General features: G+C 37.7%; 23 protein-coding genes. 21 read left to right on the top strand and 2 right to left on the bottom strand.

Annotation, left to right across the window (positions count from 1 at the left end; genetic code table 11):
• The first annotated feature begins 15 nt into the window (after positions 1 to 15).
• Positions 16 to 1,038: a DNA polymerase III subunit delta gene (gene holA, locus G7057_RS09770; protein WP_166163354.1), complete on the top strand. Its 1,023-nt coding sequence runs from the start codon at positions 16 to 18 to the stop codon at positions 1,036 to 1,038.
• Positions 1,039 to 1,069: 31 nt separating this feature from the next.
• On the opposite strand, the gene rpsT is transcribed toward holA, so the two are convergent.
• Positions 1,070 to 1,324 (bottom strand): 30S ribosomal protein S20, encoded by a 255-nt coding sequence (gene rpsT, locus G7057_RS09775; protein WP_076766504.1) that lies wholly within the window; start codon positions 1,322 to 1,324, stop codon positions 1,070 to 1,072.
• A 234-nt stretch (positions 1,325 to 1,558) separates the two neighbouring features.
• Between rpsT and uvrB the strand changes: the two genes are divergently transcribed.
• The 7 genes from uvrB to cls all read left to right on the top strand — a co-directional run bounded on the left by uvrB (position 1,559) and on the right by cls (position 11,749).
• Positions 1,559 to 3,544 (top strand): excinuclease ABC subunit UvrB, encoded by a 1,986-nt coding sequence (gene uvrB, locus G7057_RS09780; RefSeq protein WP_166163356.1) that lies wholly within the window; start codon positions 1,559 to 1,561, stop codon positions 3,542 to 3,544.
• A gap of 134 nt (positions 3,545 to 3,678) precedes the next feature.
• Positions 3,679 to 3,948: a 30S ribosomal protein S15 gene (gene rpsO / locus G7057_RS09785; protein WP_076766500.1), complete on the top strand. Its 270-nt coding sequence runs from the start codon at positions 3,679 to 3,681 to the stop codon at positions 3,946 to 3,948.
• 252 nt (positions 3,949 to 4,200) lie between these two features.
• A complete protein-coding gene (gene pnp, locus G7057_RS09790) occupies positions 4,201 to 6,312 on the top strand; it encodes a polyribonucleotide nucleotidyltransferase (protein WP_166163358.1) in 2,112 nt (703 codons plus the stop codon).
• A gap of 154 nt (positions 6,313 to 6,466) precedes the next feature.
• Complete coding sequence (locus tag G7057_RS09795) at positions 6,467 to 7,504, top strand: aspartate-semialdehyde dehydrogenase (protein ID WP_166163359.1); 1,038 nt, start codon at positions 6,467 to 6,469, stop codon at positions 7,502 to 7,504.
• Between the two features lie 402 nt (positions 7,505 to 7,906).
• Positions 7,907 to 9,583, top strand: coding sequence for a ribonuclease J (locus G7057_RS09800; protein WP_166163361.1), 1,677 nt, complete (start codon positions 7,907 to 7,909; stop codon positions 9,581 to 9,583).
• A gap of 48 nt (positions 9,584 to 9,631) precedes the next feature.
• Positions 9,632 to 10,216, top strand: a complete 585-nt coding sequence (locus G7057_RS09805) for an energy-coupled thiamine transporter ThiT (protein ID WP_166163363.1) — start codon at positions 9,632 to 9,634, stop codon at positions 10,214 to 10,216.
• 84 nt (positions 10,217 to 10,300) lie between these two features.
• The gene (cls, locus tag G7057_RS09810) at positions 10,301 to 11,749 is read left to right on the top strand and encodes a cardiolipin synthase (protein WP_166163365.1); all 1,449 of its coding nucleotides are present in this window, start codon (positions 10,301 to 10,303) and stop codon (positions 11,747 to 11,749) included.
• A gap of 60 nt (positions 11,750 to 11,809) precedes the next feature.
• Here cls and G7057_RS09815 read toward each other — a convergent pair whose 3' ends face one another.
• On the bottom strand, positions 11,810 to 12,139 hold the full coding sequence (locus tag G7057_RS09815) for a hypothetical protein (RefSeq protein WP_166163367.1): 330 nt from the start codon (positions 12,137 to 12,139) through the stop codon (positions 11,810 to 11,812).
• Positions 12,140 to 12,271: 132 nt separating this feature from the next.
• Between G7057_RS09815 and G7057_RS09820 the strand changes: the two genes are divergently transcribed.
• The 13 genes from G7057_RS09820 (at position 12,272) to fmt (ending at position 25,372) form a co-directional block, all read left to right on the top strand.
• On the top strand, positions 12,272 to 12,592 hold the full coding sequence (locus tag G7057_RS09820) for a hypothetical protein (RefSeq protein ID WP_166163369.1): 321 nt from the start codon (positions 12,272 to 12,274) through the stop codon (positions 12,590 to 12,592).
• Positions 12,579 to 14,555: a V-type ATP synthase subunit I gene (locus tag G7057_RS09825; protein ID WP_166163371.1), complete on the top strand. Its 1,977-nt coding sequence runs from the start codon at positions 12,579 to 12,581 to the stop codon at positions 14,553 to 14,555. Before G7057_RS09820 ends, G7057_RS09825 begins: the two co-directional genes overlap by 14 nt.
• A gap of 4 nt (positions 14,556 to 14,559) precedes the next feature.
• On the top strand, positions 14,560 to 15,042 hold the full coding sequence (locus G7057_RS09830; protein WP_166163372.1) for a V-type ATP synthase subunit K: 483 nt from the start codon (positions 14,560 to 14,562) through the stop codon (positions 15,040 to 15,042).
• A gap of 28 nt (positions 15,043 to 15,070) precedes the next feature.
• Entirely contained in the window at positions 15,071 to 15,658 is a 588-nt protein-coding gene (locus tag G7057_RS09835; protein ID WP_166163374.1) for a V-type ATP synthase subunit E, read from the top strand.
• An 11-nt stretch (positions 15,659 to 15,669) separates the two neighbouring features.
• Complete coding sequence (locus tag G7057_RS09840) at positions 15,670 to 16,674, top strand: V-type ATPase subunit (RefSeq protein ID WP_227004593.1); 1,005 nt, start codon at positions 15,670 to 15,672, stop codon at positions 16,672 to 16,674.
• The gene (locus G7057_RS09845; RefSeq protein WP_166163375.1) at positions 16,664 to 16,975 is read left to right on the top strand and encodes a V-type ATP synthase subunit F; all 312 of its coding nucleotides are present in this window, start codon (positions 16,664 to 16,666) and stop codon (positions 16,973 to 16,975) included. The genes G7057_RS09840 and G7057_RS09845 overlap by 11 nt, the downstream gene beginning before the upstream one ends.
• 16 nt (positions 16,976 to 16,991) lie before the next feature.
• Entirely contained in the window at positions 16,992 to 18,779 is a 1,788-nt protein-coding gene (locus G7057_RS09850; protein ID WP_166163377.1) for a V-type ATP synthase subunit A, read from the top strand.
• Positions 18,772 to 20,148 carry a V-type ATP synthase subunit B gene (locus tag G7057_RS09855; RefSeq protein ID WP_166163379.1) on the top strand — a complete coding sequence of 459 codons (1,377 nt, stop codon included), beginning with the start codon at positions 18,772 to 18,774 and terminating at the stop codon, positions 20,146 to 20,148. The genes G7057_RS09850 and G7057_RS09855 overlap by 8 nt, the downstream gene beginning before the upstream one ends.
• Before the next feature lie 4 nt (positions 20,149 to 20,152).
• Positions 20,153 to 20,800: a V-type ATP synthase subunit D gene (locus G7057_RS09860; protein ID WP_166163381.1), complete on the top strand. Its 648-nt coding sequence runs from the start codon at positions 20,153 to 20,155 to the stop codon at positions 20,798 to 20,800.
• A gap of 187 nt (positions 20,801 to 20,987) precedes the next feature.
• Positions 20,988 to 21,581, top strand: a complete 594-nt coding sequence (gene gmk / locus G7057_RS09865) for a guanylate kinase (protein WP_166163383.1) — start codon at positions 20,988 to 20,990, stop codon at positions 21,579 to 21,581.
• A 25-nt stretch (positions 21,582 to 21,606) separates the two neighbouring features.
• Positions 21,607 to 21,813, top strand: a complete 207-nt coding sequence (gene rpoZ / locus G7057_RS09870) for a DNA-directed RNA polymerase subunit omega (protein WP_166163385.1) — start codon at positions 21,607 to 21,609, stop codon at positions 21,811 to 21,813.
• Between the two features lie 147 nt (positions 21,814 to 21,960).
• Complete coding sequence (gene priA / locus G7057_RS09875) at positions 21,961 to 24,369, top strand: primosomal protein N' (protein ID WP_166163387.1); 2,409 nt, start codon at positions 21,961 to 21,963, stop codon at positions 24,367 to 24,369.
• Between the two features lie 61 nt (positions 24,370 to 24,430).
• Positions 24,431 to 25,372: a methionyl-tRNA formyltransferase gene (gene fmt / locus G7057_RS09880; protein ID WP_166163389.1), complete on the top strand. Its 942-nt coding sequence runs from the start codon at positions 24,431 to 24,433 to the stop codon at positions 25,370 to 25,372.
• Position 25,373 lies beyond the last annotated feature (1 nt).

Consider the following 25,373-nt stretch of genomic DNA (forward strand, 5'->3'; position numbering starts at 1 on the left):
ATGAGATGTGAGCAAATGACTTATGCAGCAGAAATAGCAAAAATAAAAAAAGGGCAATTCAGTCCCGTTTATCTTTTTTTAGGAACAGAAACCTACTTTATTCAAGAAGCGCGGAAGCTCTTATTAGAGCATGCCATGCCTGAAGAAGATCAAGATTTGAATGTGGGAACGTATAACTTAGATGAGGTACCACTTAGCCATGCGTTAGAAGATGCGGAATCAATCCCTTTTTTTGGTGATCGCAGAGTGGTTATTGTCGACCAGCCCGTTTTTTTAACTGGTGAAAAAGCTAAGGCGGGGATAGAGCACGATACGGAGTGGTTGGAACGTTATTTAAATAATCCTTCTGACTCAACGATTCTTGTCTTTTTTGCAGCTTACGAGAAGTTAGACAATCGTAAGAAAATTAGTAAGCTCATTCAAAAAAAAGCGACTGTTGTTAGTGTGGCACCATTAAAGGAAGCAGAAGCTAGAAATTACTTGAACCAAGTCATTCAAAATGAAGGCTATCATATGGATCGTCAGAGCCTACAATTTTTCTTTGAAAGGATTGAAGACAATCTATCTAAGGGAATGGATGAGCTTCAGAAGTTATTTTTAGCAGCGATGACGGATAAAAAAATAACGAAACAGATGGTAGAAGACTTAGTGCCTCGAAATTTGGAGCAAAATATCTTTGATATTGTGACCTATGTGTTGAAGAAAGATAGTCAAAAAGCGATTCAAACTTATCGTGATTTACTACTTCAAAAGGAAGAACCCATTAAGATTAATGCTATTTTACTTGGACAGTTTCGCTTGTTAATTCAAGTTCGACTGCTGGCTAAGAAAGGCTACCAACAGCCTGATATTGCTAAAGTATTAAAAATTCATCCTTACCGGGTGAAGTTAGCGAGTGGGCAAATTCGAAATATGGATGAAAATCGTTTGCAAAAAGCCTATTTAGGCCTCGTAGAAGCAGAGAAGAAGATGAAGACGGGCGATGGATTAAAGGATATCCAGTTTGAATTATTTATGCTGAAATATGCTAACCAATAAAAAAACAGACCTAAGGGGGTCTGTTTTTTTATTATTTGTTCAATTTTTTAGCTAGACGTGATTTGTCACGAGACGCTTTGTTATTGTGGATTAAGCCTTTAGATGCTGCTGAGTCAATAGCTTTGAATGCATCTTGTAATAGAGCTTCACTGTTTTCTGCATTTGCAGCTACAGCTTCTTCAAATTTTTTGATTGCAGTACGCATAGCGCTTTTTTTAGCGTTGTTCAATTCGTTAGCTTTTTCGCTTGTACGAACACGTTTGATTGCTGAATCGATATTTGGCAATGGGTTCACCCCTCTTTCAGTATTTCGGTTAAAAACGTCAGATGTTTGTTACCAACACGCAATATTATACCTAAAGATGATTGCAAATGCAATAAAAATTAAGAAACCGACTTTTTATTTTCATTAATATGAGCTAAATCGCCTTATTTGGTGAAAAAGCCTTGTGGTGGTAAACTAGACTAGAACGGAACGAGAGATGAATGGCTATTATTTCTTACTATAAGGAGTACACATATGAAAGATCAATTTAAGTTAGTATCAAATTATAAACCTAGTGGAGATCAACCAGAAGCAATCCGCTATTTAGTAGAGGGCTTGAATGAAAAATATCAGGCACAAACCTTATTAGGTGCTACCGGAACGGGTAAAACATTTACAGTAGCCAATGTTATCCAAGAGGTTAACAAACCAACCCTTGTCTTAGCGCATAATAAAACCTTAGCCGGCCAACTATATGGCGAGCTAAAGGAATTTTTCCCAGACAATGCTGTTGAATATTTTGTGTCTTACTACGATTATTATCAACCAGAAGCCTATGTTCCTTCTAGTGATACTTATATTGAAAAAGAGGCTAGCGTCAATGATGAAATTGATAAGCTTCGCCACTCTGCAACAAGTTCTTTATTAGAAAGACGCGATGTGATTGTGGTTGCTTCAGTTTCTTGTATTTACGGTCTCGTTAATCCAGAAAACTACCGAGAGCACGTCCTATCGATTCGTCAAGGGATGGAGATTTCTCGTAATGATTTATTACGACGTTTAGTCGATATGCAGTTTGAACGAAATGATATTGATTTTCAACGGGGGCGCTTCCGAGTGAGAGGGGATGTTGTGGAGATTTTCCTAGCTTCACGCGATAGTGAAGCCATTAGGGTGGAGTTCTTTGGTGATGAGATTGATCGCATTCGCGAAGTAGATGTCTTAACCGGAGAAATTAAAAATGATGTCGAACATTATCCGATTTTTCCAGCCACTCACTTTGTGGCGAATGAGGAACAGACATTAGGTGCTGTTGATACCATTCGAGCAGAATTAAAAGAGCAACTGACTTTTTTACGGTCAGAAAACAAACTCTTGGAAGCACAGCGCTTGGAACAACGGACTAACTATGATTTAGAAATGTTATTAGAAATGGGTTATTGTAACGGCATTGAGAACTACTCTCGTCATATGGATGGTCGTCAACCAGGCGAGGCACCCTATACTTTACTGGATTTCTTCCCTGATGATTATTTAATTATTGTGGATGAATCGCATATGACGATGCCACAAATTAGAGGGATGTATAACGGTGACCGAGCGCGTAAACAACAACTCATTGATTACGGCTTTAGATTACCATCAGCCTTAGATAACCGCCCGCTTCGCCTAGAAGAGTTTGAAGGCCATGTTAATCAAATTATCTATATTTCAGCAACACCGGGTCCTTATGAGGGAGAGAAAACAAACCGGATTGCTCAACAAATCATTCGTCCAACAGGTTTATTAGATCCAATCATTGAAGTTCGCCCAATTGCGGGTCAAATTGATGATTTAATTAGTGAAATCAATATACGTGCTGAAAAGAATGAGCGGGTCTTTATTACAACTCTAACGAAAAAAATGTCCGAAGACTTATCAGATTATTTGAAAGAAGTCGGTATTAAGGTTAAATATCTCCATAGTGATATTAAAACGCTAGAGCGGACAGAGATTATTCGTGATTTAAGATTAGGTGAGTTTGACGTCCTCATCGGTATTAACTTGTTGAGGGAAGGGTTAGATGTTCCGGAGGTGTCGCTTGTAGCGATTTTAGATGCTGATAAAGAAGGGTTCTTGCGAAGCGAGCGAGCCTTGATTCAAACCATTGGGCGTTCTGCCCGAAATGAAAATGGGAAAGTTATTATGTATGCTGACCGTATTACTGATTCCATGCAAAAGGCAATCGATGAAACCAAACGGAGACGGTCGATTCAGGAAGGCTACAACGAAGAACACGGCATCGTTCCAAAGACTATTATTAAAGAAGTGCGGGACTTAATTCGCATTACCCATGCGCCGGAAGATGTGGCACCTGAGGCAGATACGATGACGGTTTACAAACAAATGGATCGTCAACAACGGGCGATTTTAGTTGAAGAGTTACAGCTAGAAATGCGTCAAGCTGCTAAGGATTTAAACTTCGAAAAAGCAGCTGAATTACGCGATGTGATTTTAGAATTACAAACTGCTTACAAATAAGAATTATCACTTGCAATCTTACTAAAAATAAGGTAATCTTATTTTTGTGTAAAACACAATACCTTACTCTTGGTTTCACGAGTCACCAACGTGTTACTCAGACTAAGGAATACTTTATCGAAGAGGTGAAAAGAATGGCAATTTCAAAAGAAAAGAAAAACGAAATCATCAGTCAATACGCTGTTCACGAAGGAGATACTGGTTCTCCAGAAGTGCAAATTGCTGTATTAACTTATGAAATTAATCTACTTAACGAGCATGCTCGTCTTCACAAGAAAGACCACCACTCATACCGTGGTTTGATGAAAAAAGTAGGTCACCGTCGTAATTTACTAGCTTACCTACGTAAAAAAGACGTTGCACGTTACCGCGATCTTATCCAAAAATTAGGTCTACGTCGTTAATCTATCTTAATAATAGATCATAAAACGGATTCTTCATGGAGAATCCGTTTTATTTTTTGCGATTAACATGTTTTTATGTATTTCTTTATTTAATTTAACTAATTGTGTGCAAAAGCAATGCGATTTCGTTTATAATAATACTTAGCTCCCTGAGCATGGCACTACTATACAAATGTGAGCCTTTTTATAGAGAAGGTTGACCTTTGTTTAGTAGTCAGCAAAAGGGAAGTATGCTAAAAGGAGAATGTAGGAATGACAGAAAAGAAAGTATTCCAAATGGATTGGGCAGGTCGTCCATTGCAAGTTGAAATTGGACAAGTTGCCAAACAAGCAAACGGAGCGGTATTAGTAAGATACGGCGACACAGCTGTATTAACTGCTGCAGTAGGAAGCAAGGAAGCAAAAGATACAAACTTCTTCCCACTTACTGTAAACTATGAAGAAAAAATGTATGCAGTAGGTAAAATCCCAGGTGGTTTTATTAAACGTGAAGGAAGACCAAGTGAACATGCAACACTAACGGCTCGTTTAATTGACCGTCCAATTCGTCCGATGTTCCCAGACGGTTTCCGTAACGAAGTGCAAGTAACAAACGTTGTTATGTCTGTTGATCAAGATTGTACACCAGAAATGGCTGCAATGTTAGGATCATCATTGGCATTAGGAATCTCTGATATTCCATTTTCAGGTCCAATTGCAGGTGTAAACGTTGGTCGTGTTGATGGACAATTAATTCTTAATCCAACACCTGAACAAGCAGAACAATCAGATATTGAATTAACAGTTGCTGGTACAAAAGAAGCGATCAACATGGTTGAGAGTAGCGCTAAAGTTGTTTCAGAAACAGATATGTTAGAAGCATTGTTATTCGGACATGAAGCTGTTAAAGCAATGTGCGAGTTCCAAGAACAAGTGATTGCTGAAATTGGCAAAGAAAAAATGACAGTAACCCTATTAGAAACAGATGCAGACCTTCATAAAGAAGCGCAAGAAAACTTCAGCGCTCAAATGAAAGATGCGATTTTAACAAAAGATAAACAAGAACGTAATGATAACATTGAAGCTGTTATGACAGCTATTGTTGATTACTTCACTGAAAAATATATGGAATCTGAAGACTTTGTTGCCATCTTAAAAGATGCGAAACAAATTGCTGAAGACATTGAAAAAGAAGAAGTCCGTAAATTGATTACGGTTGACAAAATCCGTCCTGACTTCCGTCAATTAGATGAAATTCGCGACCTTGATTCAGAAGTTGGTTTACTACCACGCGTTCATGGATCAGGTATGTTTACTCGTGGGCAAACACAAGCTGTTTCTGCAGCAACATTAGCACCACTTGGCGAACATCAAATCTTAGATGGCTTAGGAGTGGAAGAAAGCAAACGTTTCATCCACCACTATAACTTCCCGCAATTCTCAGTTGGATCAACGGGTCGTGCTGGTTCACCAGGTCGTCGTGAAATTGGTCACGGTGCTCTTGGAGAGCGTGCCTTAAAACAAGTTATTCCTGATGTAGAAGATTTCCCATACACAATCCGTCTTGTTGCTGAAGTATTAGAATCAAACGGTTCTTCTTCTCAAGCAAGTATCTGTGCTGGAACGTTAGCATTGATGGATGCAGGTGTTCCGATTAAAGCACCAGTTGCAGGTATTGCAATGGGTCTCGTTAAAGATGGCGAAGATTATACAATCTTGACTGATATCCAAGGTATGGAAGACCACCTAGGCGACATGGACTTTAAAGTTGCCGGAACAAAAGATGGTATCACTGCCTTACAAATGGATATTAAAATCGAAGGAATTACAAACCAAATTCTTGAAGAAGCTTTAACACAAGCTAAAAAAGCACGTATTGAAATTTTAGATCATATGACAAGCGTAATCGCAGAACCACGCGCTGAGCTATCACCATATGCACCTAAGATTGAAATGATGCAAATTAACCCTGATAAAATCAAAGTGGTTATCGGTAAAGGTGGCGACACTATTAACGGTATTATTGACGAAACAGGCGTTAAAATTGACATCGATCAAGATGGTAATGTAAGTATTGCTTCTGCTGACGCAGCAATGATTCAACGTGCAAAAGAAATTATCGAAGAATTAACGCATGAAGTTAAAGCAGGCGAAATTTACAACGGTACGGTTAAACGTATTGAAAAATTCGGTGCATTCGTTGAAATTATTAAAGGTAAAGACGGCCTTGTTCATATTTCAGAAATTGCCCACGAACGTGTTCGTGCAGTTGAAGATGTACTAGCAATTGGCGATAAGATTGATGTTAAAGTCATCGAAATCGACCGTCAAGGACGTATTAACTTATCACGTAAAGCCCTATTGAAAAAAGAAGGCGAAGAGTAATCAAAAAGCTGGGAATCGATAAGATTTCCAGCTTTTTTTGTTTAAATGAAAATAAATCTATAAAATAGATTAAAAAAATCTCATTTATGTGCTAGAATGAGTGACATATCATTTAGAACGAGCTTTTTAAGGCTTAGAAGATGGAGTGAATAGCATGAAAGAATATACAGTTGCTGTAGTAGGTGCTACAGGAGCCGTTGGACAAAAGATGATCCAACTACTAGAACATACAGAAATCCCTTTAAAAAAAGTTAAATTATTAGCGTCTAAACGTTCTGCTGGTAAGACTGTTTCATTTAAAGGAACTGACGTGACTATTGAAGAAACAACCGATCAATCATTTGAAGGCGTTGATATAGCTTTATTTAGTGCGGGCGGCTCTATCACGACACGTTTCGAGCAAGCAGCACGCCAGAGTGGGGCAGTTGTGATTGATAATACGAGTGCCTTCCGTATGGATCCTGAAACACCATTGGTTGTGCCAGAAGTAAACCCAGAGGCCTTAGCAAACCACAAACAATTGATTGCTAACCCTAATTGTTCAACAACACAAATGGTTGTAGCTTTAAAACCAATTCATGAAGCATATGGCTTAGATCGTGTCATTGTTTCAACTTACCAAGCTGTTAGTGGGGCTGGGGTTGAAGCCATTGAAGAACTAGACCAACAAAATGCCAGTCTTCTAAAAGGTGAAAAACCACAAGCGGCAATCTTACCGTCATCAGGCGACAAGAATCATTATCAGATTGCTTATAATGTCATTCCGCAAATTGATTTATTTGCAGAAGAAGGCTATACATTCGAAGAATGGAAAATGATTAATGAAACGAAAAAAATTATGGGACTACCTGATTTGAAAGTTTCAGCAACATGTGTGCGTGTACCAGTTAAATATGGACACTCAGAGTCCGTTTATATCGAAATCGATAGAGATGATGTCACAGTAACTGATCTTCAAGCTTTGTTGGCACAAGCGGATGGTGTGATTGTACAAGATGATCCTGCCAACCAACTCTATCCTCTCGCAACAGAGTCAGAAGATAAAAAAGAAACATTTGTGGGACGAATTCGTAAAGATCCAGATGTTGCAAATGGCTTCCATTTGTGGATTGTATCGGATAACTTAATTAAAGGGGCTGCATGGAACTCCCTTCAAATTGCTGAAACGATGGTAAAAATGAAACTCATTTAATCCTATTTAATAATTAAGAGCGAGGTTGGGAGTTTAGCCCAACCTTTTTCTATTGCCCACTTGCTTTTATTAACAAAATAAATGCTAATGATTACAAAACATGGCTTTATAAGGTATAATCATTTTAGGAGAACTTCGGTTAGTGATATCAACGTGATATCCAATTTATTAAAAAATTTTATCATCTTTTTAAAAACAGAAATGAACGCCATGCATGATAGCTAATTGGAATACGGTTGAAGACTGACATTATTTTATTTAGAATTTGCCAGTCACCAACTAGTCATTCAATGGAGCTTTCTGAAAGAAAGACAGATAGTCGTTTTTAAAGGAGCATAGTCTCAGATTTCCTTAACTCCTAAATAAGCAAATAAATGATGAATAAATAGAAGAGGTGTCAGAATGAGTGAAATAAAAATCATTCCGTTAGGTGGAGTCCGTGAGAACGGAAAAAATATGTATGTCGTCGAAGTAGACGAATTAATTTTTGTATTAGATTGTGGATTAATGTATCCAGATAATGAACTACTAGGTATTGACGTGGTGATTCCAGACTTTACCTATTTAGAAGAAAATAAAAACCGTATTGCTGGTATTTTCTTAACGCATGGTCATGAAGATGCGGTTGGTGCATTACCATACTTCTTAGAAAATATTGATGCACCGGTTTTCGGTACCGAGCTAACCATCGAATTAGCGAAAATCTCAGTGAAAAGTACAGGCTTGAATCCAAATTTCAATAACTACCATGTTATTAATGAAAAAACAGAAATTGAATTTGATAATGTGACGGTTAAATTCTTCCGTACAACACATTCTATACCGGATTCAGTTGCTATTTGCTTGGATACACAAGATGGCACCATTGTTTACACGGGTGACTTCAAGTTTGATCAAAGTGCTTCTGATATGTATAAAACTGACTTTGCAGCTATTTCGTTAATTGGTCAAAAAAATGTTTTAGCATTGATGAGTGATTCAAGCGATGCTGAATCTTACGTTGAAAATGTTAGTGATATGCGTGTCACAGAAGAAATCATTGATACCTTTAATAATGCAGAAGGTCGTGTTATTGTTTCTTGCGTAGCAAGCAATGTGATGCGTATTCAACAAGTCTTAGATGCAGCTCACCAAACGAAACGCAAAATCTTTATGACAGGCAGCAAACTGGTTCAGGTGGTTGATACAGCTATTAACTTAGGTAAATTAGTATTACCATCTAAAAATGTCATTGTGACAGAGAAAAACCTGGATCAATATTCAGATGATGAACTAGTTATTTTAGAAACAGGACAAAGTGGGGAACCCTTTGAAGCATTACAAAGAATGTCAAAAGGTAAACACAAACAAGTCAACATTAAAGACGGCGATTTGGTTTATATTACAACAACACCATCAACATCGATGGAAAAAGTTGTCGGACGTACTAAAAACATGATATATGGTGCTGGCGGAAGCGTAAAAGAAATTTCTGATACGTTTAAAGTATCCGGTCATGCTACACCAAATGACTTGAAGTTAATGATGAATTTACTACACCCAACATTCTTTATTCCTGTACAAGGTGACTACCGTGTTCAAGCAGCTCATGCTGAATTGGCGCACGAAGTGGGTATTTCTTACAAAAACATCTTTATTCCTGGTAAAGGCGATGTGATTGAATACAAAGATGGTCGTATGAGAATGGCAGGTCAGGTAGCAGCTGGAAATGTCTTGATTGATGGTATTGGGGTAGGCGATATTGGGAATATTGTCTTAAGAGACCGTAAATTATTGGCAGATGATGGCGTATTTATCGCTGTTGTGACTATTTCTCGTCGTCAAGGCAGAATCGTTTCAGGTCCAGAAATTATTTCTCGAGGCTTTGTTTATATGAAAGCTAGCGAAGATTTAATAAAAGAAAGTACCGAAATTACGAAAAAAGTAGTAGAAGATAATCTAGAAAACAAAGATTTTGAATGGTCTACGTTAAAACAAGAGATTCGTGATTCATTGAGTCGTTACTTGTTTGATAAGACCAAACGTCGTCCTGTTATTCTTCCAATCATTATGGAAGCATCTAGCTATTTAAAAAAATAAACGGATGATTGTTTAAATTTCAAGACTTAAAAGGAGCGTTATCGTTATATGGGTTCAGCTAGTTTAAAGGCATGGATAGAAGGAGTTATAGCAGCGGGGCTTGCTATTGGGCTATTATTTTTACCGATTACGGTAGGCGATAGTCAGTTTGTCCTATCAATCTTACCAATTTTATTTATCAGTTTAAGAAGAGGCATGCTGCAAGGCTTCTTTGCAGGGATTGTAACGGCTATTGTTGCAGTTTTCCTAAATGGCAATGCAGACTTGATTACTAATCTTGTTAATCAGTTTGGTCCCTATGCCTTTGTTGGTATTGCTGGTTTTTTTGCCAAATTTACACAACGCACATTAAATAACAAACGATTCCCTAATGCAGCCTTAAATATTGTAACAGCATCTGTTTTAGGAACCGTAGTAAGTTTTATTTGGGTGTTACTCGGATCGCTATCATCTGATGATGCTACGCTTACTTTTACTGATGCTTTAAAAAGAGAAGGTCTATCCTTCCTTTTAATTGCAGGAGCAGCAATCCTTATTTTCCTATTGCTAGCTAAAGTACTACCTCAAGTATTTATTCCAAGAGACACACCATTTTTAAGCAGAAAAGAAAAATCTAAATTATTAAATGATTAACTTTAACACTAAATAACCGATTTAAAAGAGGTGGAATGATTTTCACCTCTTTTCTGTACTTTATAATGGAAAAGGAGTAGCATTATGAATCTTTGGCAATGGATTATCGTCATTATATTTGCTATAAACTTTATCGGAGCAATCTACACTGTTTTTCACGAAGAACGGGATGTTCCAACAACTTGGGCATGGTTATTGACGCTCGCATTTATACCAGTCTTTGGTTTTATCCTGTATACATTTATAGGTAAAAAAATACCTGCAGATAAAATATATGATATTAAAACGCAAAAGAGTTTAGGAATGTCCGAACTTGCAGGTTACCAAAAGGAAATGTTGGAAGAAAATGATCAAGTCATAACCGATGACGAGAGCGAAGTTAAACGTCATACGGCAATTTTGTTTTTAGAGAGCAATGAATCAATTCTAACAAGTGGAAACAAAGTTGAAGTAATGATTGATAATGTAGCTAAGTTCGAAAAAATTATCGAAGATATTATGAATGCACAACATCATGTTCACTTGTTATATTATACGTTTAGATCAGATGACCTTGGAAAACGTATTGTAGCAGCTTTAGAAAATCGTGCAGCTGCTGGGGTAGAGGTATTAGTTGTATTTGATGCTCTTGGATGTAGAGGGAATCACCCGAAATTCTTTAAGCGACTAGAAGAGTTGGGCGGAAAAACACTTGTGTTCTTCGGCTCCCGTATCCCATTTGTCAATTTACGTATGAACTACCGTAATCACCGTAAAATTATAGTTGTTGATAGTAAAGTAGCCTATATGGGTGGTTACAATATCGGTAATGAATATATTGGAGAAGGACGATTAGGGAACTGGCGTGATTCACATATTCGGATTCAAGGGAATGCTGTGTTAACCTTACAGAGTCGTTTTTTTATGGATTGGAACGCCGTTGCATCTAAGCATGAACAACGTGCTTATGATGAGGAGTATTTTCCTATTTCACCCAAAATAGGTGATACGGCAATGCAGATTGTCTCCAGTGGACCAGGTGATGATATTCAATCTATCAAAATGGGATTCATCAGGATGATTAGTCAGGCTAAACACTCGATCTATATTCAAACACCTTATTTTATTCCGGATAATAGTGTTCATGAAATTCTTAAGATGGCTGCCTTGTCAGGAGTGGATGTGAACATCATGATTCCGTGCAAGCCAGATCATCCGTTTGTTTATCGGGCAACCGAATATTTTGCTAAGGATATTATTAAGTATGGCGCGAAGGTTTATGTCTATGATGATGGATTCTTCCATTCGAAAGTTTTAATCGTCGACGGTGAAGTTGCTTCCATTGGATCAGCTAATATGGATGTTCGAAGCTTCAAATTGAATTTTGAAATTAATTCATTTATTTATGACGATACAATAGCGATGGAATTGCAAACTAACTTTATCAATGACTTAGAAAAAAGTTTTATTGCTGATGAAGCCTATTTTGAAACCCAGTCAACTTGGCGAAAATTCAAACAGTATTTTTCACGTTTGTTATCGCCAATCTTGTAATGAAAAAAGAATAAGACTCAGTTGGCCTAGCCAGCTGGGTCTTATTCTAAGAAATGGTTATTAAAGTTGTTGAATGGCCAATATTTGATCTATTTTTAGGATATAGACCATACCTTGGTCAGCTTTAAATGTGATTTGTTTGTTAGTATTCACTGATGAACCAAACGTTCCAATTAACTCAAGACGTTCGTACTGGGCATGACCAAGTTTACGTTCAATAGTAATAGAAACTTTTTTCTTTAGACCAGCAGCTTGGTTAGCGAAGCGTATAATTTGATAAAGGGGCATGACGGCGTGACTGAGTTCAGGATTAGTAGCAAGAGATAAATGTGATTGAGAGTAAGACGACTTTGCTATATTTAGTGAATGGGTATCATAATAATTTTCCAATTCAATACCTCCGAACGTTTGTTTGTATATATACTCATTATAGAACGTTTGTTCGAGAAGTCAAGGTTTATTTCTATAAAAAAGAGTGTTAGAATAAAGAGGTAATTTTTTAATGAAAACGGGGTGATGGTTATGAATACACTTGATGAAGTTAATAAAATTGAACAGGCTGCAAGAGATTTGGAAGCATTCTATCAAGAAAAAGTTGCGCAACTGCTAAAACAATCAGAGCAAAAAATTTCAGAAATGAAAGAACAGATTAATTTAAATATAAAGGATTACCAAGAAGAGCAACTAGTGCTAAAAAATAAAAAAATCAGTGATAGCGCAAAAATTTTAGAAGAACAACAAGCAAAAGAAATTGTCGACTTAAACCAGCAGTATCTGTCTAAAAAAGACCAGCTCGTTGATCGTGTCATTGAAGAGGTGATGAAACAATATGGCAATAGCTAAAATGAATAAAATAAAACTCATTTCCCTGCAAGAAAAAAAGAATGACATTCTACAATTATTACAGGGGCTGGGTAGTGTTGAATTAGTAGATATGTCTCAAGCCTATGAGTCGTCATCGTTAGCTGCTCCATCTCAAAAAGAAGAGATTGTTAAAGAAATAAAGATTCTCGAGCGAAAGTACGATGAGTATTGTAGTCATTTATCTTTTCTTCAGATCCATTTACCTAAGCAACCGTTCTTAAACGTATTAAAGGAAAAGAAAGCGGAGCGAACAATCGAGGAGTTAGAACTTGAAGGGAAAAAAATTAATCAAGAGATTTTGATGACGACCATACAAGAGGCCATTCGAAATTTGAGTGATTATGAATCATCTATGAATGATTTAAGAGAACAAGAAAACTTTCTCATAAAATGGGAAAAATTGACTGTGATTCCTAATCAAGAAAGTGATTATCGCTACATTCAAAAGCGAGTTGGAACGATTCCTCAGACGGCTTCAGATGATTTTATCCGCTCTTTAAGAGAATCAGATTTAATCGTTATCGAAGACATTTTCCAAACGAGAGATGAATATGGTATAGCAGTTGTGTTTGATAAATATAATGAAAAAGAAGTTGAGCATTTATTAGATGCTAACCATTTCTTTAAGCTTGATTATCCCTATCAGCTTACTCCGAAAGAGCAATTGGTGAAAAATCAAAAAGACTACACTCAATTGTTAGAAAGACAGAAATCGACTCGGGAGCAGTTATCTCACTTAACTGATGAAGAATGGCAGTTAAAAGTTTTAATAGAGTTGTCCTATGCGGAATTACAACGATTAAAAGGACAATTATTTTTAATCGATGAAACACATTTATTTGTACTAGAAGGTTGGTTAGAGACGAAGAAAGTGTCAGTTGTTCAAAGTCTTTTACAAGATAATCTAAGCGAAGCAGACTATGCCTTTGTCGTTCAGGATGTCGAAACAGATGATATAGAGAGCGTTCCTATTGTTTTAGAAAATAATAAGTATGTGGCGCCATTTGAAATATTAACAGAAATGTATAGTTTGCCTAAATATAATGAAATTGACCCAACGCCATTCTTAATGCCATTTTACTTGATCTTTTTCGGAATGATGATGGCAGATGCTGGTTACGGATTAATGATGTTCCTTGTAACAACTATTACTTTGAAAGGATTCCCTCTCTCTAAATCCTTGAAGCGTAGTATGACGTTCTTTCAACTACTGGGTCTTGCTACCATTGTATGGGGAATTATTTATGGGTCATTCTTTGGCTTAGAACTGCCAATTATGTTGTTATCAACCATGGATGATGTGAATACTATTCTGCTAATATCAGTAGTATTTGGTGTTATTCAAATTATTTTTGGTCTAGGATTAAAAACCTATATGATGTTAAGAGATAAGAACATCTATGGGGCACTGGGTGATGGGGTTGGTTGGCTAACGATTATAGCTGGATTCATATTACTAATCGTTTCTAAGTTGATTTTTCCTAATCAGCTATTATCTACAATAGGAATTGGGATTGCTATTGCGGGTGCCACCTTAATCATTATTGCAACGGTAATGGCAACTTCAAATAAAGTACTAGGTGTTGGGATTGGACTTTACAATCTCTATGGTATTAGTGGTTATGTTGGTGATATTGTTTCATATACACGTCTGATGGCTTTAGGTGTATCAGGTGGAAGTATCGGACTTGCATTTAATATGATTATTGATTTCCTACCACCGACTGCTAAGTTTACGGTGGGTATCTTACTCTTTATTGTTTTACATCTTGTGAATATAGGCTTATCAGCCTTAAGTGCCTATGTTCATGGAGCACGTTTAATTTTTGTTGAATTCTTTGGTAAGTTTTATGAGGGTGGCGGCAAAGCCTTAAACCCCTTAAAGACATCCGAAGAACATATTGATTTAAAAAACATATTTATATATAAATCGGAGGAATAAAATAATGGAAAACCAAACATGGCTACAATTTTTTATCGAAAACAACGGAGGATTTATTTTTGCTACTCTTGGAGTAGCTCTAGCAGTTATTTTTTCTGGAATGGGATCAGCACGAGGCGTGGGAATGACAGGTGAGGCTGCATCAGCACTGATTAAAGAACAACCAGATAAATTTGGTAAATCATTGATTCTACAATTACTACCAGGTACACAAGGTTTGTATGGGTTTGTTGTTGGATTCCTTATCTACTTAAATATGAGTTCAGATATGGCCTTGCAAGATGGATTTTATATGATGATGGCTGCATTGCCAATTGCTTTTACAGGATTGACATCAGGGATTGCGCAAGGACGTGTTGCAACGGCAGCTATTCAAATTCTAGCTAAACGTGAAGAACATACGACTAAAGGAATTATTTACGCTGCTATGGTTGAGACATATGCCATTTTAGGATTTGTTATTTCTTTCTTACTCGTTCTAAAATAACAAAATACGGACGAAGGGATGACTAGAGATGAAACAACTTGACGCACTTTCTGAACAAATATTAAGTCGTATTAAACAGTCCGGTGAAGATCGGATTGCTAAACACGAAGTTGAATTGGCAAAAAAATTAGAAGATAGTCGTTTGCACTTAGTTGAACAGCAGAAACAGCGTAAGCACAACATACTTCTTGCTAGTGAAGCTGATTATGATCGTCAACTTCAATCATTACAAAATAAAAAGCGAAATGGCATCTTAAGAGAAAAGCAAATGATTTTAGAATCTGTCTATCAAGCTGTTATTGATAAGATGAGTGCTTGGGATGATGAAACATTTCAGCAGTTTACCGAAAGTATTTTGAAGCATTTTGAAGGAGTGGACTTTAAATTGACTGTTGGAGAACAGTCTAGAGCGTACTTCACAGAAAAGTTTAAAGTACATTTGAAAAACGGCTATAGTCAAATGACTATCTCAGAGGAAACAGTTCCTAACAAAGCAGGATTTATTGTTGAAATTGATGGGATTGACTACAACTTTTTCTTTGAACAGTTAATAATGGAGATTAAAAAAGAGTTTTCTCCCGAATTAGCATCCTTAGCATTTGAAAAAAATGAATAGGAGGTGGCATCTTGATAAAAGATATTGATTATAAAGCAATCAATACGTTAATTCGAACATACGAATTAAAGCTGCTTCAAAAAGATGATTTTGAACGGCTGCTGAAAGCAGATGATTTGAAGGCAACATTAGATACTTTAAAGGCAACAGACTATGAATTTGATCAAGAAGAACTTTTGCAAACTAAACAATTTAATGAGATGTTAATGGCTCACTTAGCAGATGTTTATCGAGAGATGTATGAAGTTGCACCACAACCACAGTTACTTGATTTATTTACGCTGAGATACACTTACCACAATTTAAAAGTATTGCTGAAAGATTTATTCCTTGAGTCAAACCAAGAGACTTTATTAATTCCGATTGGCAGCCTATCTGTAGACCAACTAAAAACCTTAGTTTCAAGTGGAAAGAACGATAATGCCCACCCACTTATGGTTGAAGCAGTGAGGCTGACTAAAGAGGATTTCGAAGAGAGGCAATTAATTGAGGCAGTGACGGTTTATATGGATACCTACTACTTGCGTCACCTAAGAGCTATTTCTGATGACTTACAAAATGAGGATATTTCTGCTATCACAGATATCTTGATTGATCTTTACAATTTAACAACACTAGTCCGTAGTTTAAATCAAGGTAAACCGCGTAGTCATTTACATGCGCTCCTATCTTCATCAGGAACTGTTTCTAAACAGGACTTAATTGACGATTCAATTAATGGGGCAGTCTCTGTATTGAAGAAGTATTATAGCAGCAAGGTGTATGGTAGTAAGTTGGAAGTTGTTATTGAAGACAATAAAATTAATACCCTCAAACTAGATAAAATCATGGATGAGTTAATTAGTGAGATTGTATCTGAAGGAATCTATCAAGCTTTTGGACCGATGCCGCTGCTTGGTTATATTTATGCAAAAGAAACCGAAATTACTAACCTGCGATTGCTTTTAGTTGGGAAAGATAATCAGATTGATGAAACGATATTAAGAGAAAGGATGAGAACCATTTATGGCGCATAAAATTGGTGTTGTCGGAGACAAAGATTCCATCCTGCCTTTTAAAATTTTAGGTTTTTCCGTTTTTGGTTGTCACGACGAACAAGAAGCGAGAACAACAATCGATCAACTGGCAAAAGACAATTATGGCATTATCTATCTAACAGAAACACTAGCAGCACAAATACCAGATACCATTAAGCGATATGATGCTCGCTTGACACCGGCTATTATTCTCATTCCAAACCAAAATGGGTCATTAGGAATAGGGAAACAACGGATACAAGAAAATGTTGAAAAAGCTGTTGGTCAAAATATCTTATAAATAGGAGGGAACTTGTTTGAATAAAGGAAGAATTATTAAAGTTTCCGGTCCTTTAGTTATGGCTGAAAACATGGAGAACGCAAACATTCAAGACATTTGCCAAGTTGGTGAATTGGGTTTGATTGGTGAGATAATTGAAATGCGTAAGGATGTTGCTTCTATTCAGGTTTACGAGGAAACGTCAGGTCTTGGACCGGGCGAACCCGTTGTAACAACAGGAGAAGCATTATCTGTAGAACTAGGACCAGGAATCGTATCACAAATGTTTGATGGTATTCAACGACCTTTGAATACATTTAAAACAGTGACATCAAGTGACTACCTTGTACGTGGTGTGCACGTCGATGCGCTTGATCGACAAAAAAAATGGGCATTTAAAGCAATGAAATCAGTGGGGGATTATGTGGAAGCTGGAGACATTGTAGGGGTTGTTCAAGAGACAAAAGTGATTGAGCACCGTATTATGGTCCCTTATGGTCTAAAAGGAACGATTGAAAAAATAGAAGTGTCTGGCGACTTTACCTTAGACGATACAATCTACACTATTCAAACAGAAGATGGTTTGAAATCATTTACGATGGTGCAAAAATGGCCGGTGAGAAGAGGCCGTCCGATTAAACGAAAATTGAATCCTTATGTTCCTTTGAAAACAGGGCAACGTGTCATTGATACCTTCTTCCCGATTACAAAAGGAGGAGGAGCAGCTGTTCCTGGTCCTTTTGGTGCTGGGAAAACAGTTGTTCAACACCAAATCGCCAAGTATGCGGATGTTGACCTAGTTGTCTATGTAGGCTGTGGTGAACGTGGAAATGAGATGACAGACGTTCTGAACGAATTTCCTGAGTTAGTTGATCCGCACACTGGTGAATCTTTGATGGAACGGACGATTCTGATTGCCAATACATCTAATATGCCAGTAGCAGCACGCGAGGCTTCTATCTACACGGGGATTACGATCGCCGAATACTTCCGCGATATGGGTTACAGTGTTGCCATTATGGCCGATTCCACATCACGTTGGGCGGAAGCGTTGCGTGAAATGTCTGGTCGTTTAGAGGAGATGCCAGGAGACGAAGGCTATCCTGCTTATTTAGGTAGCCGTATTGCAGAATATTACGAGCGTGCTGGTAGTGTTATTACATTAGGTAGCGATGGTAGAGAGGGCAGTATTTCAGCCATTGGTGCTGTGTCACCCCCAGGAGGAGATACGTCAGAGCCAGTTACTCAAAACACACTCCGTGTTGTTAAAGTATTCTGGGCGTTGGATGCACTCTTGGCACAAAAACGCCACTTCCCATCAATGAACTGGTTGGATTCTTATTCGCTATATAATACCGAAGTTGGTCAATACTTAGATGAAACACTAGATTCAAATTGGTCCAATATGGTTAGTCATGCGATGAGTATTCTTCAAAAAGAGGCAGAATTACAGGAAATTGTTCGATTGGTAGGGATTGAATCGCTATCAGAAACAGACCGTTTAACGATGGCAGTTGCTGAATCGATTCGTGAAGACTACTTACAACAAAATGCCTTTGATGATGTGGATACCTACACATCACAAGAAAAGCAATTCTTAATGTTAGACCTTATTTTGAGCTTTGAAGCAGAGGCAAAACAAGCCATGACATTGGGGGCTTATTTTGCTGAAATTATGGCAGGAACAGAAGATATTCGTGACCGTATTGCTCGAAGCAAGTTTATTTCAGAAGAAGAACTAGCTCTTATTAAGCAAATTAAAACAGATTTATCAGAAACGATGACAGAATTATTAGCTCAAGGAGGAATGACAGACCATGCTTAAAGAATATAAAACAGTAACAGAAGTTGTCGGACCTCTAATGGCTATTGAGCAAGTAGCGGGCGTTAAATACGACGAGCTTGTTGAAATTCAAATGCAAAACGGTGATATTCGAACAGGACAAGTTCTAGAGGTTGAAGAAGATAAAGCGATGGTCCAAATTTTTGAAGGACCAGCAGGTATTAATATCAAGAATACAAAGGTTCGTTTCAGAGGGAAACCATTATCTATCGATGTATCTGAAGATATGGTTGGCCGTGTTTTCGATGGGATGGGACGCGTCATTGACGAGGGTCCAGAAATTATCCCCGAGCAATCACTTGATATTAATGGACAAGCGATTAATCCCGTTTCCCGTGACTATCCTGATGAATTTATTCAAACAGGGATTTCAGCTATTGATCATCTGAACACCCTTGTACGTGGGCAAAAATTACCCGTTTTTTCTGGTTCAGGGCTGCCTCATAAAGAACTAGCAGCACAAATTGCTCGTCAAGCATCTGTTTTAAACAGTGATGAGAAGTTTGCCGTTGTTTTTGCAGCAATGGGGATTACCTTTGAAGAAGCAGAGTTCTTTATGGAAGATTTCCGTAAAACAGGAGCTATTGACCGTTCTGTTATGTTTGTGAACTTGGCTAATGATCCAGCTATTGAACGAATTGCTACACCCAAAATGGCATTGACTGTGGCTGAATATTTGGCTTTTGAAAAAGATATGCATGTCTTAGTAATTATGACGGATATGACGAACTACTGTGAAGCTTTACGTGAAATTTCCGCAGCTCGCCGTGAAGTGCCAGGAAGACGTGGTTATCCAGGTTATCTCTATACAAACCTATCAACCTTGTATGAACGTGCCGGAAGACTGATCGGTAAGAAGGGCTCAGTTACGCAAATTCCGATACTATCTATGCCAGAAGATGATATCACCCATCCTATTCCAGATTTGACGGGCTATATTACTGAAGGGCAAATTATTCTATCAAGAGATTTGGATCACGCTAATGTGAAACCGCCAATTGATGTTCTACCATCTTTATCCCGTTTGAAAGATAAGGGAACGGGAGAAGGCAAGACGCGTAAGGATCATGCAGCGACAATGAACCAGTTATTTGCTGCTTACGCAGAAGGAAAACAAGCCAAAGAGTTAGCTGTCATTCTTGGAGAATCAGCTCTATCTCATACTGATAAGCTGTATGTTGAGTTTACTAACCGCTTTGAAGCAGAGTATATTAATCAGGGTTTTTATACCAATAGAACGATTGAGGAGTCTCTTGATTTAGGTTGGGAACTGTTATCTATTTTGCCGAAAACGGAATTGAAACGAATCAAGAATGATATGATCGAAGAGTTCATGCCGGAAGGAGAGTAATCCGATGGCCCGTTTAAATGTGAAGCCCACTCGTATGGAATTAGCTAACTTGAAAGAACGGTTAAAGCTATCCAAGCGAGGACATAAGCTTTTAAAAGACAAACAAGATGAATTAATGCGCCAGTTTATCGGTTTAATTAAATCAAATAACCAATTAAGAGATCAAGTAGAAGCGGATTTGACGGATTCTATGCGAGAATTTGTGGTTGCGAAATCACTGATTAATGAACAATTTATTGAAGAGTTATTTGTAGGAGCAGAAACGAATGTGGAGCTCCACATTCAAGAAAAAAATATTATGAGTGTTAGTGTTCCGAAAATGGATTTTAATATCAAGGAATCAGCAGTAAGTTCGGATATTCAATACGGGTATTTGAATTCAAGTAGTGAGCTAGATGAATCGATTGGTAAGATTGAGTCGGTTCTTCCTCATTTACTAAAGCTGAGTGAAATTGAAAAAACCTGCCAGCTAATGGCGGATGAAATTGAGAAAACAAGACGTCGAGTAAATGCCTTGGAATATCAAATGATTCCCCAACTGGAAGAGACCATTCGTTATATTCAATTGAAGCTTGAAGAAAATGAGCGCTCATCAATTGTTCGGATGATGAAAGTAAAAGATATGGGTAATAAAAAAACCATCCGAAAATAATGGTAACACAAAGGGCGGCAGGTGAATTTCCTGTCGTCCTTTGTGTATAAATTGAAAATTTGATGTGAAAAGAGCCTAGATTGTTTTCAGTCTTCTTGATTTATGGTACACTAGTTGAAATAACTTACACGTTTTTTCAGTGGGAAATAACAAAGGTAAGCAAATTAGATGGATGGTGGATTTACTAATGACCGAAAAGGGATTATTAATTGTGTTGTCTGGTCCTTCAGGAGTGGGTAAAGGAACAGTAAGATCAGCGATTTTTTCACAGGGTGAACAAGAATTTATGTATTCAATTTCTGCTACAACTCGTCAGCAACGTGAGGGTGAAGTAGATGGCGTTGATTACTTCTTCAAAACAAGAGAAGAATTTGAAAGAATGATTGAACAAGATGAATTGCTCGAGTATACAGAATATGTTGGTAATTACTATGGGACACCAATCGATTATGTGAAGAAAACACTTGAAGCTGGGAACGATATCTTTCTTGAAATCGAAGTTCAAGGCGCTATGCAAGTGAAAGAACGCATGCCAGAAGGTATTTTTATCTTCCTTACGCCTCCAAATATGGATGAATTAGAATCACGTATTGTTAATCGCGGTACAGATGCATCACCTGTTATTCGTAAACGTATGGAAAAAGCAGTTGAAGAACTTAATTTAATTCGCTACTATGATTATGCAGTAGAAAATGATACAGTAGATCATGCTGTAAATAAAGTATTAGCCATTATTAAAAGCGAGCATTTAAAAGTTTCTCGTATTTTAGATAGTAAGTAAGCAAAAGAAGAGGAGTGATTTACAAATGATGTTATACCCATCAATTGACAAACTACTAGATCAAGTAAACTCTAAATATTCAATGGTCATCGTCTCTGCAAAGCGTGCTCATGAATTACATGATAAGGCAGAGCCATTATTAGATGAATACAAATCTTACAAAAATGTTGGCCGCGCACTAGAAGAAATCGTTGCAGGCGAGTTAACGATTAAAGACGGTTCACAAAACTAAAAAATTACATAGGAGTTGCTGAATTTGCTTGTCGAATCCAGCAACTTTTTATTTTGTAGTCAGTTTATTTTCGGAAAATAAACAAGACTTTAATCTACTAATCTAGTAGAATGAATAGTGAAACAATTGGAGAAGGAGGGAAAATCATTGAAACAAATTGCCAAGGTCATTGTTGATGTACCAGCGATGCAAACGAACCGTCCATTTGATTATGTTATTCCTCTCAATCTAATGAAGAAGTTGGAAAAAGGTATGCGAGTTGAAGTACCATTTGGCCCGCGCTCGATTCAAGGATTTATTACGGAAATTGTTGACGATTCAGACTATAGCGGCGACTTAAAGGAAATTATCCGCCCATTAGATATGGAGACTGTTCTCACTGATGAATTGATTCAATTAGGAAAAGACATGGCAGATCAGGTTTATTCCTATCAAATCTATTGCTATCAAACCATGTTGCCGACCATGTTAAAGGCCAAGTACGAAAAAGAATTTGTCATCATCGAAGATAGTCACGATCACTATTTACTTGATCTTTTTGAAGGTCAAGACCATCTAGCATGGGAAAAGGCGATTGAAAGAGACTTGCTGCCACAACTTTTAGACTTAAAGAAAGAGGGAGCAGTTGATTTACGCTACCTACTTAAAAATCAAGCAAAGAGTAAAAAGATAAAGGCCTATCGTTCGAGATTATCCGATAATGAGATTGAAGAAGCCAATCATTCGCTAGCAAAGAATGCTCGTAAACAAAAAGACCTATTAATGGTCTTGAAAGAAATAAAAGACCAGTGGCTAAGCCAAAAAGACTTTCAAGAGCAGTTCGATTTGACTGTCGCTACCCTTCAAACAGCTGTCAAAAAAGGCTGGCTAGAGGAAGCAAACAAGGAAGTTTTTCGTGATCCATTGAAAAATCAGCAATTTAAACAAACTCAAAATAAAGAGCTAACAGCTGCACAACAATGGGCCTTTGATGAAGTCAAGGCGTCCAGTGACAAGAACCAACATGATGTATTTTTATTAAAAGGTGTCACCGGAAGTGGGAAGACGGAAGTTTATTTGCAACTAATAGGAGATGTGCTTGGAAAAGGGAAGACCGCTCTCATGTTAGTTCCTGAAATTGCTTTGACACCGCAAATGGTGCGTCATTTTAAAGAGCGATTCGGTGATGATGTTGCGGTTATGCACAGTGGTTTATCCGCAGGTGAGAAATATGATGAATGGCGTAAAATTAAAGGTGGTAAGGCCCATGTTGTAGTGGGCGCACGTTCATCCGTTTTTTCTCCGGTAGAGAATTTAGGAATCGTCATTATTGATGAGGAGCATGAAACGACTTATAAACAAGAAGATAATCCTCGTTATCATGCCCGAAATGTCGCTATTTACCGTGGGCAGTATCATAACTGTCCCGTTGTTTTGGGCAGTGCCACACCCTCACTAGAGTCGCGTGCACGAGCACAGAAAAATGTTTATAAATTATTGGAATTACCAGAACGAGTGAACGCGAAACCACTGCCTGATGTTGAAGTGGTGGACATGAGAGAAGAATTTCAAAATAACAACCATGGTAGTTTTTCGCAGGTCCTGCAAGATAAATTAAGAGATCGTTTGATGAAGAAAGAACAGAGTGTTCTTCTATTAAACAGACGTGGTTACTCGTCATTCATTATGTGCCGTGATTGTGGTTATGTTTTGGAATGTCCAAATTGTGATATTAGTATGACCTTCCATATGGATACTAAGGCGATGAAATGCCATTATTGCGGTCATGAAAAACCACAACCACGTCATTGTCCAAAATGCTCTGGCAAACAATTTCGTTATTACGGAACGGGTACACAGAAAGTTGAACAGGAATTACAAGAGCTTATTCCGGAAGCGCGTATTATTCGGATGGATGTTGATACGACTCGAAAAAAAGGTTCTCATGAGCGATTGTTGCAAGCTTTTGGAAAAGGCGAAGCTGATATTTTGCTAGGCACTCAAATGATCGCAAAAGGCTTAGACTTTCCAAATGTTACCTTAGTAGGTGTCATTAATGCCGATACATCATTAAACCTTCCTGACTTTCGGTCATCAGAAAAGACCTTCCAACTTCTCACTCAAGTGAGTGGTCGAGCAGGGCGGGCAGATTTAACTGGTGAAGTCATTGTTCAAACCTTTAACCCTGAACACTACGCTATTTCCTATGCTAAACACCATAACTATGATGGCTTTTACCGTCAGGAGATGAGTCTAAGGCATTTGAGTGGCTATCCGCCTTATTACTTTACAACGCAAATAACAGTCAGTGATTCCGATGAGAAAAAGGCACAAGTTAAAATTTATGAAATCAATGCTTTAATCAGAAATAAAATGGGGCAAGGAACCATTGTTCTTGGCCCATCCAAAAGTTCTATTGCTAAAATGAATAACCGTTATTACTTCCAATTATTAGTGAAGTACAAGAGTGAACCACAGCTACATGAGGTTTTAAAAACGATACTTGACCAGTCACAAAAAGATAATGCGAGAGGTTTGTATATTTCTATTGATACAGAACCCGTTAATTTCTTTTGATTGCGTAAGTTAGTGGATGAAAGGGGAGAAGGTTTCTGCTATAAGGCAAGATACCGAAACAATGAAACGTATTATTTTTATGGGGACACCTGCATTTTCAGTTCCTATTTTGGAAGCTTTATTTGAGAGTGATTATGAGGTGGTGGCTGTTGTCACACAACCAGATCGCCCAGTTGGTAGAAAACGCGTATTAACTCCGCCACCTGTCAAAGAAGCTGCCTTGAAACACCAAGTACCAATCTATCAACCTGAAAGGATTGTCGGCTCTCCAGAGTTAGATGACTTAATTGCCTTAAAAGCTGATTTAATTGTGACTGCTGCCTATGGACAGTTTTTACCGACTAAATTATTAAATGCCCCAACTTATCGTGCTATCAATGTCCATGCATCATTATTACCTAAATATCGTGGTGGCGCACCTGTTCACTATTCTATTATTAATGGAGATCAAGAAACAGGGGTTTCCATTATGTATATGGAGAAAAAAATGGATGCAGGGGCCGTGTTAGCGCAACGTGCTATTCCAATTGAAGAAGATGATGATGTTCAAAGTATGTTTGATAAATTAAGCTTGTTAGGAAAAGAGTTATTAATGGCGACTTTACCAGCTTTCTTTGCGGGAGAGATTGAGGCTGTTGAACAAGATGAAACACAGGTTTCTTTTTCGCCTAATATTTCACGCGAAGAAGAACGAATTGACTGGAATCAAACAGCTTATCAAATTGCCAATAAAGTACGTGGGATGCGTCCTTGGCCAGTTGCCCATGCTATGTTGGAAGGTCAACGATGCAAAATTTGGCAAGCCAAAGCAACAACCATGACAACGACACAAGCTGTTGGAGCGATTGTCGATGTTTCAAAAACAGCCTTATATATTGCTTGTGGTCAAGGCAGTGTTCTTGAGATTACCGAACTACAGCAAGCAGGCAAGAAAAAAATGGCTGTTCATCAATTTATCAACGGCGTTGATATTGAGGCTGTGAAAAGAATAGGATTTGAGTAAT

Origin of the sequence: Jeotgalibaca arthritidis, assembly GCF_011100465.1 — a bacterium.
Classification (GTDB): Bacteria; Bacillota; Bacilli; order Lactobacillales; family Aerococcaceae; genus Jeotgalibaca; species Jeotgalibaca arthritidis.